This is a genomic window from Vibrio sp. V38_P2S17PM301, assembly GCF_009904845.1.
In the GTDB taxonomy this organism is placed as follows: domain Bacteria; phylum Pseudomonadota; class Gammaproteobacteria; order Enterobacterales; family Vibrionaceae; genus Vibrio; species Vibrio proteolyticus.
On the sequence record NZ_WXWO01000102.1, the window covers coordinates 1 to 15,479 of the forward strand.

A 15,479-nucleotide genomic window follows, 5' to 3' on the forward strand; every position below is an offset into this window, starting at 1 on the left:
AATGAAAAAAAATCTACCCGAGATCACAGATTCCGAAGAATTAACCTGTTGGTTAATAAAATTGAATAGTGAGATCACGCTTCAAGATTTGGATGAGCTTACCCATCATCAATATGCTCGAAACTCGCTGATGGCGATGACCAAAGATTGGAACCTCTTTAGTGAGTTTTGTCGTTCAAAACGAGTCAAATCACTGCCCAGCTCGACAACAGCTGTTCGTTTGTTTCTGGAAAAAGAAGCCAGAATAAGAAAATACGCCACCCTCAAACGTTACACCGTCACCATAAGTGTTATTCATCGCATATTGGTTCAGAAAGATCCGACGTCAAGCTCGGTGGTGAAATCGGCATTGTCAGGTCTCCGTTTAACCAAACATGGTGATGCGACTCAGGCTGCCGCTTTTAACGCCAAACATATGGGGGCGTTGGACAATGCTTTATCACGCTCAAAGTCTATTCGGGATCTACGTAACCTCGCGCTCTGTTATGTGATGTTCGAATGTGCATTGAAACGCAGTGAAGTCAGGAATCTTAATCTGGAGCAATTTTCCGATACCGAAATGGGCATGACACTCTCTATCGGAGACAAAACGTATCGTTTAAGTGCTCCCGCTAGGGATAGCATGACTAAATGGTTTACCGCACTTCCCTATTCCACCGGACCAGCATTCCGAGCCATCGATCGACATGGCAATATATCATTGAGCCTGATGGACGACTCATCCCTTTACCGTGTTGTGCGTTCGGTCAGTGACATTATTGGTGTTTCGATTCAATTTTCAGGTCAGTCGATGCGGGTAGGCGCGGCAAAAGAGTTGGCTAAGAGAGGATTGAAAGTCAGAGAGATTCAAGAATTTGGTCGATGGCTCAGCCCTGCAATGCCTTATCAGTATACTGGTAACAAAGCGGCTGCAGAGGCTGAGAAGATGGCTTACTTATCGTTTAAACCACTCGAGTGAATCAACGTTTAACGGATTCATAAACGCAACTGGCCAAAAACTCATGGAACTGATGGCCATTGTGCTGCAGCATTTTAGGAAACATTGAAATTGGCGTCATTCCCGGGAATGTATTTACCTCATTCAAGTAGATATCACCGTCTGGGGTTAAAAAGAAATCGATGCGAGATAAATGGCGCAACTTCATATGTGTAAACACTTTTAGCGCACTTTCCCGGATGATACGTTGCTGCTCATCCGTCAGATCTTTCGCTTCAACTTCAGTGACTGAATGGCTGTCTGTACTGTACTTCTCTTCATAGGTGTAAAACACGTCCTCAGGAGCGATGATTTCTCCTGGTTTCGTGACAAAGAGTTCGCCGTCAATTTGATAAGCTGCTACTTCCAGTTCTCTTGGCTTGACTGCTTTTTCAACCAGAACCTGATCGGAGTATCCAAATGCATCATTAATGGCAGTTTGAAGATCCGTTTTATTTGTGACCTTGTAACAACCGACGGATGAACCTTGTCTCGCTGCTTTAACAAACACCTGTCCCCAAGTATCAAACGCTTCTGAGCTTCGAGCATAGGCCTGTTCATTATTGTCGGTCAGGAACAAATACGGCGTGTTGGGAATCCCTAAGGCGTCGTACCAGAGCTTCGAGGTGATTTTGTTGAAGCTGTTGGTGCTGGCTTCCGGGCCACAACCCAAATAAGGAATGCCGGCCAGCTCGAGCATCGACTGGATATCACCGGTTTCCCCCGGAAAACCGTGAATGCAAGGAACAACAAACTCGACCTGCTTGGAGAAGGAATCCGTGTTGATTGTACCTGTATTGGTATCCAGATAAGCCAGCTCGCCATCGGCACAGTACCAACCGTCGAGCTTCATTTCGATTCGAATGACATCAAAGCCAGGAGTCATACTCAACTGAGCTTGTACGAAGTCTGCAGAAACGAGTGACACTTCGTGCTCGGATGAGCCACCGCCACATAATAAAAGAATAGTCGTATTAGCCATTTAAAATCTTTCCGTGATACAACCGATTAAGTGGGAACCATAATAATCAATTCAGTCACAACTTACACCGGTCGTACTGTATTTGGTTTAATGTTTCAGCCTGTTCGCCTAATTGTTAAACATAAAAAAGGGGCTTTCGCCCCTTTCCTGTCAACTTTCAGTTAGTTTAGCTTATTCAACGTTGGAAACTCTGAGTTTTTGATTTTATCGATGCTTTTCACAAATGGCTTCAGGTTCCGGAAGTTGGCTGGCAGGTTGGCAATCGCAGCTTGCGCTTCTGCATGAGTCGCGTAATCACCAAACAAAACGGTATACCACTTTGTTCCGTTTACCACTTTATAGTTTTCCCAGATAGGTTGGCCATTAGCTGGTAGTTGGCGAGCGAACGAATCCACTTTGTTCTGTGAACCGACAGCGGCTACTTGAATGGTGTAACCATAACGAGAACTCATGGCTTTTTGCTTAGCGGATGGCGGTTTCAAAGCGACAGCCGTACTGCTTTTTGCGACTGGTTGTGGCTTCGTCATCGGTTTTTGCGGTGCGGGTTTGGCTTTTACGACGTTGTTTTCAGTGATCCCATTAACCGTACCGTCCTTTGTCACTACTGGCTGCTCAACTTTAGCGGTAGTGTAGTCCTCTCGGTAGCTCTCTGAGGTGACGTCAGTAATGTACGTATCTGAGGCACAAGCGGCCAAACCCAAAGACAAGCTAACAATTGCTAATTTTTTCATGAAATCTCGAACGCCTATAATAGAAACTAATGTAAATCATGCCGTTAGAGCTGCGTAGAATCAACCCGAATCATCAAAATATCTAAGCATACCTGTGACTTTGAACACAAAGTGACACGCAAAAGATGCGCATTCGATCACAGTGATATTAAAAGGCGCAGCTTGCTGCCTTGGCTTTGGTTAATCTATGGTCATAAATGGGCCATTACTGGTGAATTATGAACACACTCGCTGCGTTGCTCAAACCCCGCTCGGTTGCTGTAATAGGCGCGTCCATTAACAGTGAACGGGCAGGAAACATTGTGATGAAAAACTTACTCCAGGGTGGTTTTGAAGGCGCAATCATGCCTGTTACTCCTAAGTACCCTTCTGTGTGTGGTGTGCTTGCCTACAAGAGTGTGAATCAACTTCCTATGGTGCCGGACATTGCCGTTTTATGTACGCATGCATCGCGGAATCTCGACATCTTTCGTGAGTTGGCAGACAAAGGTGTGAAATCGGCTGTGGTATTGTCATCCGACATGCACGTGATTGATGCAAGCGGTCTTTCTATACAAGAGCAGTGTTTACGCGTTGCCAAACAAGCGGGGATAAGGGTTCTTGGCCCCAACAGTCTTGGATTGATTCTCCCCTGGTTGAACTTCAACGCGTCGTTTTCTCCGGTGACAGCCAGTAAAGGCAATATCGCGTTTATCTCTCAATCAGCAGCGGTGTGTACCACCATACTCGATTGGGCGAATGATAAAGATATTGGATTCTCGGCTTTTATTTCCCTTGGCAATGCAGCAGATATCGACTTTTCAGATCTTTTAGATTGCCTCAGCACAGACAGTCACACTGACGCTATCCTTCTGTATGTGGATACCATTCAGGATGCTCGCCGATTTATGTCTGCAGCGCGTGCCGCTTCACGTAACCGTCGTATCCTGGTTTTAAAAGGCGGTCGGACGAAAGCGGGTCGAGAGGCAGCTCAGGCTCATACTGGCGGCGCCGACACCATGGACATCATTTATGATGCAGCAATCCGCCGAACCGGGATGCTGCGGGTAAAGAATACGCACGAATTGTTTGCCGCTGTTGAGACCTTAACTCATGCCGTCCCTCTACGTGGTGAGCGGTTAGCGATTATCACTAACGGTGGCGGTCCGGCGATCATGGCCGTCGACACTTTGCTGGAGCGTGGCGGCAAGCTGGCCGATTTAGATCCTCCTCTTTATGACCAGCTCAGTCATGTACTGCCACAAAGTTGGTCACATCGAAATCCTATCGACATGGTTGGTGATGCAGGCCAACAGCGTTATGTGAAAACCATCAATGCGGTTTTAGACAGCGATTGTGCGGATGCCCTGCTTATTATGCACAGCCCCTCGGCGATTGCTCATTCCGAGCACACCGCACTGGCAGTCGTCGATGCGATCAAATCACACCCACGGCATAAGCGTTTCAATATTCTCACTAACTGGTCAGGAGAGTTGACCGCAAAGCCGGCCAGGCAAATTTTCACTCAAGCCGGGATACCAACCTATCGGACTCCAGAAAGCGCGGTGACCGCTTTCATGCACTTAGTCGAGTATCGGCGTAACCAGAAGCAGCTGATGGAAACGCCAACAACTGCCGAACCTGTTCATGTTGCAGAGTTGAATACCGCCAAAAAGTGGATAGAAGAAAGGTTACTGGATAAAAATACAGTATCCATGGACACTCATCAGATTGGTAAGTTTTTAGCGTGTTTCGATTTTAACGTGCTCCCCACCTGGTTAGCCTCGGATACCAGCGAAGCGGTGCACATCGCCGAACAAATCGGATACCCAGTAGCCGTGAAACTGCGCTCGCCAGATATTGCTCATAAATCTGACGTTCAGGGCGTCATGCTGAACCTTCGTAACAGTCAGGAAGTGGCCAGCGCCGCCCAAGCGATACTCGATAGGACGCAACTTTCCTACCCATCAGCCAATATTCACGGCTTGTTAGTGCAAGGCATGGCAAAACTAGCAGGAGGGGAAGAGATTCGAATCAAAGTGAAAACCGACGAAACATTTGGCCCCGTGATCTTGCTTGGCCAAGGTGGATCCGAGTGGGATGAGGCACTTGATGCAGAGGCGGCACTCCCCCCATTAAATATGACGCTGGCTCGCTATCTTATTGTGCGCGCAATTAAACGTGGCAAAATCCGACTGCAAAAGCTGCCTGAACCAATGAATATCACTGGTCTATCAGAGTTTTTGGTCAGAATTTCGCAAATGGTAGTAGATTGCCCGGAAGTTCATGGGCTGGATATACATCCAGTTCTGGCTAATGGAAATGATTTCATCATTCTGGACGCCGATCTTGTTCTGCAACGCTATCAAGGTGATGCGCAAACAAAACTCGCTATACGCCCCTATCCCGTCGAATTTGAAGAACACGTGACATTGCGAGACGGCGACACAATATTAATTCGTCCGATCCTTCCGGAAGATGAACCGGATCATGCAGCGTTTATTCATCGGGTGTCGAAAGAGGATTTATATAAGCGTTTTTTTTCCGATGTGGGCGAATTTAATCACGAAGCATTAGCGAATTTGACTCAAATCGATTATGACCGGGAAATGGCCTTTGTCGCTGTCGAGCATGATATCGAAGGGCACCCTTCGATTCTCGGCGTCTCCAGAGCACTGATTAATCCTGAGAATACCGATGCTGAATTCGCGATATTGATTCGTTCCGATCTAAAAGGTAAAGGTCTCGGTAAGATACTGATGCGCAAGATCATTGATTACTGTCAGAAAAAAGGTACCAAACAAATGTCGGGGATGACCATGCCATCGAACCGAGGCATGTTGATGTTGGCGCAGAAGATGGGATTTGCGCTGGACGTGCACTTTGAGGATGGTACCGCCGATATGGTCTTGCCGTTAAATGCTGAATAGAAAATTTAGGAAAGTCACCACCCCACTGTCGTTTTGACACTGGGGCGGGTGGTAATGTGTCAGGCAAAGACGCCGCAGAATTCAGGCCAGTTTCCAATTTTTTTTCAGATACTGGATACACCAAGACTTTGCTTCACCAATTTTATTGCGTCGCCATGCCAGAATAATTTCTATACCGGTTTCATCCGTATCCGCGATTTGCTTTAACTTTCCTTGTTCAATCAAGGGCTGAGCCACATGAGACGGCAAGGTTCCGATCCCCAGACCACCGGTCAGGGCTTCTATTTTGGCACTAAAACTGGTAACGGTCAGACGTGGCTGGCGCTGCAAAATGTTCACACTCATGGCGGGTTGCTCTCTGGCGGTATCCGCGATGGCGATCACACGATATTTTTCACGTGCTGTATCGTCAAACGGCCCCGAACGCTTATGCACATAATGATCGCTTGCTGCCACCCAAATCATACTCATTTCACCGATAGTTTCGGCTTTCACATCATGGGGCAAAGAATCGATTCTTGGGCAAACCAGCAGGTCAGCGCGGCCCTCAGCCAGAGATTCCCAGCAGCCCGCCAGGATTTCCTCCTGTAAACGCACTCGTGTTTTGCTCACATTGCCTAACGCATCAACCATAGGGAAAAAGTTGTGAATCGGAATGATGCCATCAAATGCGACGGTGATGTCGAGTTCCCAACCATTTGCCAGCACACTGGCATCATGCACCAGCTTTTCGGTTGCAGTCAGAATAGCCCGGCCCCGCTCAAGGATAAGCTTACCGGCGTCAGTAAAGCTCGCCCGATGTCCCGAACGATCAAAGATCATAATATCCAGATCTTGTTCAAGCTTTTGAATCTGATAGCTCAAAGATGATGGGGCTCGATTAAGCTCTGTTGCTGCCGCAGCAAAACTTCCTCGCCTGTCGATAGCGTCAAGTATATGCAGTGCTTCAAGCGTAATTGGACTTTGCAAGTTCGGCTTCCTTATTGAGTGATCGATTATTTTATGTGACTCTAATCACACATATGACTTGGTTTTATACTTATAACTTATGACATTCATTTTCTAAGTCAATGTAATAAAAGCAGATTACAGAATGTCAGTTCAAACTTAAAGAACAAATTTAGCCTTACGCAAATGCAAACGATAGTAATTATCATTTAGATCTAATAGAATGACGCCCGTTGTTTCTACCTGAATTGGATTTAAGGTAATTATAAATGTATAAAAAATCATTGTTGTCTGCGTCAATTCTGATCGCACTTTCTCCTTCAGCCTTCGCGGAAGACTACTCACTGTTTGATGAAGTTGTGGTTTCGGCAACCCGAACAGAACAAAACAAAAAGGATGTCTCCTCTTCCATTGAAACCGTTTCATCTGCTCAAATCGACGACACCCTAGCCACTGACCTCAAACAGGCGTTGCAATACACGCCTGGTGTCGAAGTGGAAGGTTCGGGCCGATTTGGCATTGCTGGTTTTAATATTCGTGGTGTTGAAGGCAGTCGTGTAAAAACCATGGTTGATGGCGTACAGCAACCTGTACCGTACAACCCTGGTGCCAGTGAACAACGCAAGTATCCCAATGCTATCGAAGTGGACACACTACAGAATATAGAGATCAATAAAGGCCCCTCTTCAACTCTATACGGTTCTGATGCCATGGGAGGTGCGGTTCTGTTGAGAACCAAAAACCCTGATGATGTCTTAATCACCGACGGAAATGAGCATCGATTTGGGATCAAATCCGGTTACATGTCCGCCAATGAAGAATACAAAACCACACTTACCTGGGCGATGCGTCAGGACAAGTTAGAAACGTTGTTGATGGCAACATACGCTCAAGGCCACGAAACTGAAACACACAGCTCTGGAGCAGACATTGAAGGACCAGACAGAGGCGCCGCGAATCCGGCTGACAGTAAGCTTGGTAACCTCCTCGCTAAAGCATTTTACCAAGTGAATGATGACAACCGTGTCGGCCTGACGGTTGAGTATTACAACAAACGCTATGATGAAGATGAACTGAACTATAACGGCTATAGCATCATGCCTGGGTTCACGTATACGGATAACTACAATAAAGATACCAATGAACGACTGCGTGTTAGCTTCGAACATCAGATGATGATGAACACGCTGCTTGCTGACTCGCTAAACTGGTCTGTTAACTATCAGGATTCGAGTTCACTGAATAAAAACTACGACACAACCCCTTTTAACGGTCGCCGTATGCGCGAACGAGAAGCCTTAGACAAAACCGTCCAGTTTGACACTCAGATGTCCAAACTGGTTGATATTCAGGGGAATGCACACGAGTTCACCTACGGCATGAATTACCTTTACAATCAGTTTGAGCTTGATAATACGGATCACAAACTCGATGCCGGTACCGTATCTCCCGGCAGCACAGGCATTCCCGATGCCAATGTCACGCAATGGGGTTTGTTTGTTCAGGATCAGGCGTATTTCCTACAAGACAAGCTTATCCTGACCGCAGGCCTGCGTTATGACAACTTTAAGGCAGATCCTTCAACAGACGATGGTTACACAACCTCGTACAAGGCGAATAAAGACGATGCCTTTACCGGTCGTCTAGGATCGGTCTACCACTTGAATGATCAGCTTTCGGTATTTGGCCAGATCAGTCAGGGCTTTAAAGCACCGACTGTTTACGATCTTTACTACTTTTACAATCAAGGTGCGATCATCGAAGCCAACCCAGACCTGAAAGCAGAAAAAAGCCTGGCCTATGAAATGGGTTTCCGTGGACAAAACCCGTCTGCCAACTTCGAAATTACCGCTTTCTATAATGATTACCGTGATTTCATTACGGAAGAAAAAACCGGTGAAGAAGGCGGAAAAGACGTCATCACGAAGAAGAACCTGGACGAAGTGCGCATTTACGGTGCGGAATTTAGCACCACTGTGCATTTAGACAGTGCATTTAACGCGCCACAAGGAATGTATACACGGCTGTCCATAACCTATGCAGATGGTGAAGACAAAAAAACCGGCAACTCAATCAATAGCGTAGCCCCACTCACTGGTGTTGTAGGGCTTGGATTAGAGCGAGATAATTATGGCGCGATAGCGAACGTAAAAATGGTCGCCAGCAAAGATGACTGGCAATCTGAAGATAACCTGGATGTCGCGGGTTACACCACTGTGGATATGACCGGCTATTACAAACCGATGAAAGATCTGACACTGCGCGCTGGCTTGTTTAATGCTTTAGATAAGAAATACTGGCTGTACAATGATGTATCAGGCACAGATAGCCACTCAACCTTCAGCAAAGACATTAAGTCGCAGCCGGGACGCAATTGGGGTATCTCGGTAGACTATCAATTCTGATAGCAGAAACAAAAAAGCCAGCGCAATGCTGGCTTTTTATTGTTTTCATTCGAAAGGAAAAGATAAAATGATGAATGAAATCAATTATTTTGAGCTCGCCATCTCTTTTTTAACCATCACAGCAGAAGCAATGATGAAAGCGATGATTAGACCTAGCTCCATGAGCAACACCTCAGTATGGACAGTAATATTAAGGGCTTCTAACTAGAAACAAGGTTAGTCTAACACCTTTACAAAAATAAGATACCTGTTAACGAGATTTTTACGATTTTTATCGACGTAGATCAAAAAGCACTATGAGGTTCCTATTTTCAACATTTATCCTCTGGCAGAAGTCGCACAAAACGCTACAAAAATTAACTATTTCATGGTGACTTTCCCGCCCACCATTTTAAAGGCAGGCGTCCCACGGATCAGAGTTTGCCGAGCAAATTCCAGTCCGCATCCCGGGCAGATACAAGGCATTTTTGTATAGTCATAAACAATTCGCTCAATAAAGCACTTTACCAGCGCGCCCTTTCCCCCTTTCCGGTATTTATAAAGTTGGGTTTTGCATTGACTGCAAAAGATATTAACCGTTTTCGTTGGTTGTTTCTTGTTTGGCTTTGCCATCCAACTGCCCTCCCAATAGTTCCGGTTTTACCCATACCTGGCTGAAATCAAACCAACCAAGTGCGTTACATTTTGCATTTTGCAGAGAGCCACACTGATCTTTGCTGACTCCAAGCCAGCAATGAAACATAGGAACAATTTGCATCTGCTCGACCAGTGACTTCGCCAGCGCCTTAGCTGGAAAGAGCGTGTGTGCCTTCGCACGCCATTCATCCACCAGCGTCGACCAATATTCAAAATCCTCCGGTTTACTTAGAGCTTCTATATCACTGTAGTCGAGCAGCCAACCAGCTAACGCGTCGTCTCTGTGATTTGCGATCCCCATCGGTTTAATCCAGATATCTACATCTCGCGTATCTGCAACCGTCAGATCATATTTGATCAACTCCACCTCGAGACGATCTCTTCGCAGAGTGCTCTCGATCAATTTAACCAATGTAGGAAACATCGGGTGTTGTCCGTGATAAGCAATGGTGATTTTCTTCACCCCTGGCGGCAAAACATTGTCGTCAGCCAGTGTTTGGTGATACCAGCCCGGTTTTAACCCGTGAGCAGGAAGTACCCCCAGCTCCACGATCTTATCTTGCGGAAGCTGCCTGAACAGGTTAAGCGTATTGAGTTTATTACATAAGTACGATGCCCAGCTATCGTCCGCGGCGGCACCATTTTTCCGGTTCAACAGCAGATAAGTACAACCAGGATCGAGGTCGACCTCGTCACTGAACGCATTCCCTTCCGGTTTAATCGGGCTGCTTAAACTTGGGAAAATCATGGACGAATGCACTTCATCAATCACCCAAACTTCCACACGGTCGAGCAATGGACGAAAACCGAAGTAGCTATCAAATGCCTGTAAAATCAGACGCTTTTCGTCATTTTGAATAACTTTATACGGCCCTGTGCCAATCGGAAACTGATCAAAGTTTTCTGCTCGCTCAGATTCAGGAAGTAATATTTTAGCGCACGCTTCTGCCAACATAAGTGGTAAAGCATGATCTGGCTTGCTCAGATGGATATCGACAACCCAGTTAGACGGTGAGTCAACGGTATCAATATGATCAAACAAGCGCGTGGTTTTTAATGTTTCGAAATTACTTTTTATGACATCGACAGACAGCAGATGGCCGTTATGGAATCGCACCCCGGGACGGATATAAAAACGCCAGTGAATGGCGCTGATTTGCTCCCAGCTATGCGCTAAGTCGGGTTGTAACTGTTCGTTTTCGTCCAGGCGAGTCAACCCACTGAATATCTGACGGGCAATGTGTTGCTCTGAACGGCGCATTTGTTTGTACGGATTCAGCATCGACAGTGGCCGGTAGTAAGGTAGCCTAACCACTTGTAAGCCTTCCTGATGCTGAACACCAAGATAGCTTTCAACAACCTGGGCCAATTTGGCTGGGTCGTCATCCAACACCCTCAAGGCCTGACCGATTTTTCCTTCTTCCAGGTAACGCCGCGCCAGGTTTTCACTGACATCCGTCCGACTACGCTTAAAAATCAGTTGCGAGAGTTTTCCCCGTCCTGGAGAAGGATGCCACTCAATCCACCCTTCTTCCTCCATTTTGTTCAGTACGATGCGGGCGTTACGACGGGTACAAAACAGAATATCGGTAATTTCTTCCAACTGAACACCACAATCTTTTCCGTCATAGTGCTCAAATAAAGTCTCAAACTGGACTCTTAATCTTGGACTTCCCATAAAGAGGAAAACTCACGTTAGTTATAATTTACTCTAGTTTCCTTATTTTAGTCCGGATATGCAATAAGTGCCGGAAATTACTCGATATCACACCCGATCTCAGTGGCGATATCGCGCAGTTGTTGTTCGTTATCAAGCTTAATCGACCACTTGGTTTCACTCCCGACCGCAGAAATAACGTTCGCACCGCGTCCAATCAATTGAATCGCATCGGTTTGTGCATGCAATGTCGTTCGGTGATCGCCAGCCAGGCGGATAACCACTTCATGGACAGTCACAATAACTTTGCCAGATGAAAACTCAATGACCATAGTTACACCTTAAGTTGCTGTTTCGCGTTGCGAGTCTTTTTGACAGCAATAGTCAGACGACTGGTACACACCAAGCGACTACGCTCATCAGTGATCTCAATTTGCCAAACCTGAGTCGACACACCGATGTGGATAGGTTTCGCAGTTCCAGTGACGTAACCAGATCGCATCGAACGAATGTGGTTAGCATTAATATCCAACCCAACACAGTAATTGTCGTCATCCACACAGAAATTTGCAGCAACAGAGCCCAGCGTTTCAGCCAGTACAACCGATGCGCCGCCATGCAGCATTCCCAGAGGTTGATGAGTGAAATGACACACAGGCATCGTCGCAGAGATGCTTTCTTCACCGATGTCGGTGTAGACGATCTGAAGATGCTCCATCATCGTATTTTTGTTTGTAGCGTTCAGACGTTCCAGACTGATAGGACGTTTCCAGATACTCATTCGTTTTGTCCGTCTTATGGTATTTCTGTCTATTCTAACAAGATGTTATGATTGTCCAAAAGTGAATTGCATATGGAGACTGCCATGAAAACATGGACAAAACTAGCGGTGTTGGCGGGAGCAGTAGGCTTGACTGCGTGCAGTGCCTCTCCAACTGGACGAAACCAAATATTGCTGTTTTCTGATCAAGATATGAGTTCGTTAGGCTCTCAATCATTCGAACAAATGAAACAGGATCAAAAGATCAGTAAAGATGCGAAGACCAATGCGTATGTCCAGTGTGTTGCGAAAGCGGTAACGTCTCAAGTTCCACCACAAGCCGGATTCCAAAACTGGGAAGTGGTCGTGTTTGACAGTGAACAGGTCAATGCATTTGCCCTCCCAGGGGGAAAAATCGGCGTATACACCGGGCTACTGGGCGTGGCTAAAAATGAAGACCAACTCGCCACCGTTATTGGCCATGAAATCGCCCACGTTTTGGCTGAGCATAGCAACGAAAGGTTGTCACAAAGCCAACTCGCTAACACCGGGTTGCAGATCACCAGCGTTGCTCTCGGCGCTTCCAATTACGCTCAGTACAAAGGATTAACGATGGCGGCACTCGGAGTTGGTGTTCAGTACGGTGTGATCCTCCCTTATGGGCGGACTCAAGAGTCAGAAGCCGATGTAATGGGGTTGGATCTCATGGCCAAAGCGGGCTTCAATCCAAACCAAAGTATTGAATTATGGAAGAACATGGATAAAGCCTCGGGTGGTAAGCAGCCTCCGGAGCTGCTTTCAACACACCCTTCCCACAGTACACGAATTAAAGACTTACAGGATACAATCAAAAAGTTACCCGCATATAAGGTGTCGCATCCTAACTGCGGCTAGTCAAAAAAGGGAGCAGTCCGCTCCCTCTTTTTGTTTACGTGCCAAGTATCTGCATTGGCAGAGACAACAAAGCATCGCCCGTCGAAGCGAAATACCAAATAATGCCAACCAATGCGGCAACCAGCCCGATGTACCACACGGTGGAGACTATTTGGCCGTAACGATCCAGAGGTAATAGGTGACTATGGTGTCTCCCCCTCCACTCCAAAAAGATTTCGATGCTGCCCATGATCAGCAAAAAGCCAAATAGCGTCAGCCCCAGCGAATAGCTCAGTATTACACCTCCCACTGCGGCAAGCGCACAGATCACAATCCCGGCCACGCTATTCATTGAAAAACTGATACTTTTTAATACATGACCGCCATCAAGTGGCAAAATCGGCAGTAAATTAAACAGGTTTAAAAAAGCGTTAAACGTGGCAAGCCCAGCGAAAAACAGGTTGCCGGTCACCCAGTAGGCAACCATCAGCAAAAGCGACAATATCAGGCCGAACAAAGGCCCCATAATGGAAATCACCACATCTTGCCAGCGTGTGTTAATTTTCTCATCTGATAACGCCAGCCCGCCCAGAAAAGGGACGAGATAGATGCCTTTGATTTGCATACCAAAGTATTTCATAGCACGAATGTGTCCGTATTCATGGAATACCAGACACGCAATTAACGCTAAAGCAAACTGAAAGGAAAATAACCATGAATATGCCGCTAAGCTCGCGGAAGCCAAAACGACTTTAATCAATTTCGCGCTTTTCAGAGCTTTCATTCCCAGAGAAATCAGACCAATCACACTAAAGCGTTTTTCGCTAGGTGGCGGTGTGTGCGGAGTCTGACGTTCAATGTCTTTTTCGTTTCTCGCGCCCTGGCATACTGTCTCTCCATTAACCGTCGCAGAATACTCAATATTGAAGGGTTGCCAATTCAAACTGACATCGACAGCACACACCAACTCGTGCTCCCCGGCAATCAGGTTAAATTGATGAAAACTCTTGTGTCCGCGCTCAGCATCCGCATCCAATTGAGAAACAAGATTGTTATCCCAAAAAAGTTGCTGCCATCCGGCCATTGAGCCTTCCAGACGCAGAGACTTACCCAAAAATTCTGTTGAAAATAGTTCCAATGTCATCACTCTGGTAATGTTTAACCCACTTATTATGCCTGTCGGTCCCTGTCTGGTAAAGCCAACCACAAAAAGTGACAACGCAACAAAAGGACAAGCATTTCATTATAAAACAGAGGGTTATTAGGCATAAATACTGAACGTATTTGTGTATTTTACGTAACAATCGCGTCGTAATCGTCCCAATACCCCTTTATTTTCTGTGCGTAAAGTGGATAATACCGCCTCACAATTTTTATTAGGTGGGTAACTATGTCTACTGAAACAACTCTATTAGAACGCTGTGGCTCAAAATGCGAACTGTGTGGTGCAGAATCTCCTCTTGCGCCATTTGTTGTCGCTCCACACTCTCAGATTACTGTCGATCATGCAGTGATGCTGTGCGATACCTGTAAAGGTCAAATCGAAAACCCAGAAACGGTAGACGTAAACCACTGGCGCTGTCTGAACGACAGTATGTGGAGCCAGGAAGCTCCGGTACAAGTTATGGCATGGCGTCAGCTTAAGCGTCTGAGCGCTGCTGGTGAAGGCTGGGCGCAAGACTTGGTTGACATGATGTACATGGACGAAGAAGTTGCTAAATGGGCGGAGCAAGGTCTGGATGAAAACCAGGAAAAACCGCTTGATGTCAATGGCGCTGAACTGAAAAAAGGCGACGATGTTACTATCATCAAAGACCTGCCAATCAAAGGCTCAAGCCAGGTGATTAAACAAGGCACGGTTGTTCGCAACATCAACGTTTCTGACACGGATCCAACCCATATTCAGGGCAAGGTGAACGGTCAGGCAATGTATGTCATTGCAGAATACTGCCGTAAGAAATAATGTTTAAAAGGCGCTTCGGCGCCTTTCATTCCAGCACGCTTCGCTTACCCCCCTCCGAACCGGACGAATTTCACCTGGATGAGTCAGTCAGACAACAATCACTGCGCCTTGTTATTCCTTTTTTAACATAAACGGCTACTTCATCCTGCCGTTTTGTTGTTGTCGCCCCAAAGCGACAAAATCATGCTGAAAATGCATCCCTCTATTTTCACCGGCGTAAACCCATTCTGCGGCTCCAAGCGAAAACGTCACCCAAGCCAAAATAAATAGCTTTTTTGCTGTCCGTTCCCTTTCCTGTCGTCTCCAAAACAGATTAAGACCGTCAGGGGTTTTGGCTTCGCTTTCAAATAAAAAAACCAGCTCATTCGTGAGCTGGTTTTCGAGCTATCTATTGAGTCTGTCTGTGATGCTAACGAGACAGGCCGATATCTCTTTGCAGGTGACCAGACAAATCACATGCGTGATAAGTACGTGGTGTATTGTCTACAAACAGAATATCCAGTAGATGTGCAATCAGTCCTTTGAAGTTAACCGCGTAGGTTTTTTTGTCCATAGAGGTGCTTGCAGCGATTGTGCTTATTTGCATTGCTTGAGCCATAATTGCCTCTCGGTTCAAATAGTTAACTTGTTTTGATGGGA

At 46.3% G+C, this 15,479-nt stretch carries 14 protein-coding genes; 5 read left to right on the forward strand and 9 right to left on the reverse strand.

Annotation, left to right across the window (positions count from 1 at the left end):
* Nucleotides 1–958: integrase (locus tag CAG64_RS21515; RefSeq protein WP_161448631.1), on the forward strand; the 958-nt coding region annotated here is incomplete at its 5' end.
* Nucleotide 959: 1 nt separating this feature from the next.
* On the opposite strand, the gene CAG64_RS21520 is transcribed toward CAG64_RS21515, so the two are convergent.
* Together CAG64_RS21520 and CAG64_RS21525 are read right to left on the reverse strand one after the other, a co-directional pair.
* The gene (locus tag CAG64_RS21520; protein ID WP_161448633.1) at nt 960–1,958 is read right to left on the reverse strand and encodes a D-alanine--D-alanine ligase; all 999 of its coding nucleotides are present in this window, start codon (nt 1,956–1,958) and stop codon (nt 960–962) included.
* 161 nt (nt 1,959–2,119) lie between these two features.
* The gene (locus CAG64_RS21525) at nt 2,120–2,689 is read right to left on the reverse strand and encodes an SPOR domain-containing protein (protein WP_161452379.1); all 570 of its coding nucleotides are present in this window, start codon (nt 2,687–2,689) and stop codon (nt 2,120–2,122) included.
* 218 nt (nt 2,690–2,907) lie between these two features.
* Here CAG64_RS21525 and CAG64_RS21530 point away from each other — a divergent pair, with 218 nt between their 5' ends.
* Nucleotides 2,908–5,598 carry a bifunctional acetate--CoA ligase family protein/GNAT family N-acetyltransferase gene (locus CAG64_RS21530; protein ID WP_161457296.1) on the forward strand — a complete coding sequence of 897 codons (2,691 nt, stop codon included), beginning with the start codon at nt 2,908–2,910 and terminating at the stop codon, nt 5,596–5,598.
* A gap of 81 nt (nt 5,599–5,679) precedes the next feature.
* Here CAG64_RS21530 and CAG64_RS21535 read toward each other — a convergent pair whose 3' ends face one another.
* Nucleotides 5,680–6,567 carry a LysR family transcriptional regulator gene (locus CAG64_RS21535; RefSeq protein WP_021705285.1) on the reverse strand — a complete coding sequence of 296 codons (888 nt, stop codon included), beginning with the start codon at nt 6,565–6,567 and terminating at the stop codon, nt 5,680–5,682.
* Nucleotides 6,568–6,815: 248 nt separating this feature from the next.
* Here CAG64_RS21535 and CAG64_RS21540 point away from each other — a divergent pair, with 248 nt between their 5' ends.
* Complete coding sequence (locus CAG64_RS21540) at nt 6,816–8,951, forward strand: TonB-dependent hemoglobin/transferrin/lactoferrin family receptor (RefSeq protein ID WP_161489361.1); 2,136 nt, start codon at nt 6,816–6,818, stop codon at nt 8,949–8,951.
* A gap of 360 nt (nt 8,952–9,311) precedes the next feature.
* Here the strand turns inward: CAG64_RS21540 and CAG64_RS21545 are convergent, their stop codons facing one another.
* From CAG64_RS21545 to CAG64_RS21560, 4 genes are all read right to left on the reverse strand, one after another.
* Entirely contained in the window at nt 9,312–9,563 is a 252-nt protein-coding gene (locus CAG64_RS21545; RefSeq protein ID WP_021705288.1) for a hypothetical protein, read from the reverse strand.
* Entirely contained in the window at nt 9,523–11,265 is a 1,743-nt protein-coding gene (locus CAG64_RS21550; protein ID WP_161457925.1) for an SgrR family transcriptional regulator, read from the reverse strand. Before CAG64_RS21550 ends, CAG64_RS21545 begins: the two co-directional genes overlap by 41 nt.
* A 77-nt stretch (nt 11,266–11,342) precedes the next feature.
* A complete protein-coding gene (locus tag CAG64_RS21555) occupies nt 11,343–11,576 on the reverse strand; it encodes a DUF3389 domain-containing protein (RefSeq protein ID WP_161454788.1) in 234 nt (77 codons plus the stop codon).
* A 2-nt stretch (nt 11,577–11,578) separates the two neighbouring features.
* Nucleotides 11,579–12,025 carry a hotdog fold thioesterase gene (locus CAG64_RS21560; RefSeq protein WP_161457924.1) on the reverse strand — a complete coding sequence of 149 codons (447 nt, stop codon included), beginning with the start codon at nt 12,023–12,025 and terminating at the stop codon, nt 11,579–11,581.
* Nucleotides 12,026–12,109: 84 nt separating this feature from the next.
* Here CAG64_RS21560 and CAG64_RS21565 point away from each other — a divergent pair, with 84 nt between their 5' ends.
* Nucleotides 12,110–12,898: a M48 family metallopeptidase gene (locus CAG64_RS21565; protein ID WP_161457923.1), complete on the forward strand. Its 789-nt coding sequence runs from the start codon at nt 12,110–12,112 to the stop codon at nt 12,896–12,898.
* 34 nt (nt 12,899–12,932) lie between these two features.
* On the opposite strand, the gene CAG64_RS21570 is transcribed toward CAG64_RS21565, so the two are convergent.
* A complete protein-coding gene (locus CAG64_RS21570; protein WP_161457926.1) occupies nt 12,933–14,015 on the reverse strand; it encodes a site-2 protease family protein in 1,083 nt (360 codons plus the stop codon).
* Between the two features lie 252 nt (nt 14,016–14,267).
* Here CAG64_RS21570 and CAG64_RS21575 point away from each other — a divergent pair, with 252 nt between their 5' ends.
* Nucleotides 14,268–14,840, forward strand: a complete 573-nt coding sequence (locus CAG64_RS21575) for a PhnA domain-containing protein (RefSeq protein WP_161457922.1) — start codon at nt 14,268–14,270, stop codon at nt 14,838–14,840.
* 409 nt (nt 14,841–15,249) lie between these two features.
* On the opposite strand, the gene CAG64_RS21580 is transcribed toward CAG64_RS21575, so the two are convergent.
* Nucleotides 15,250–15,438 carry a hypothetical protein gene (locus CAG64_RS21580; RefSeq protein ID WP_021705295.1) on the reverse strand — a complete coding sequence of 63 codons (189 nt, stop codon included), beginning with the start codon at nt 15,436–15,438 and terminating at the stop codon, nt 15,250–15,252.
* Nucleotides 15,439–15,479 lie beyond the last annotated feature (41 nt).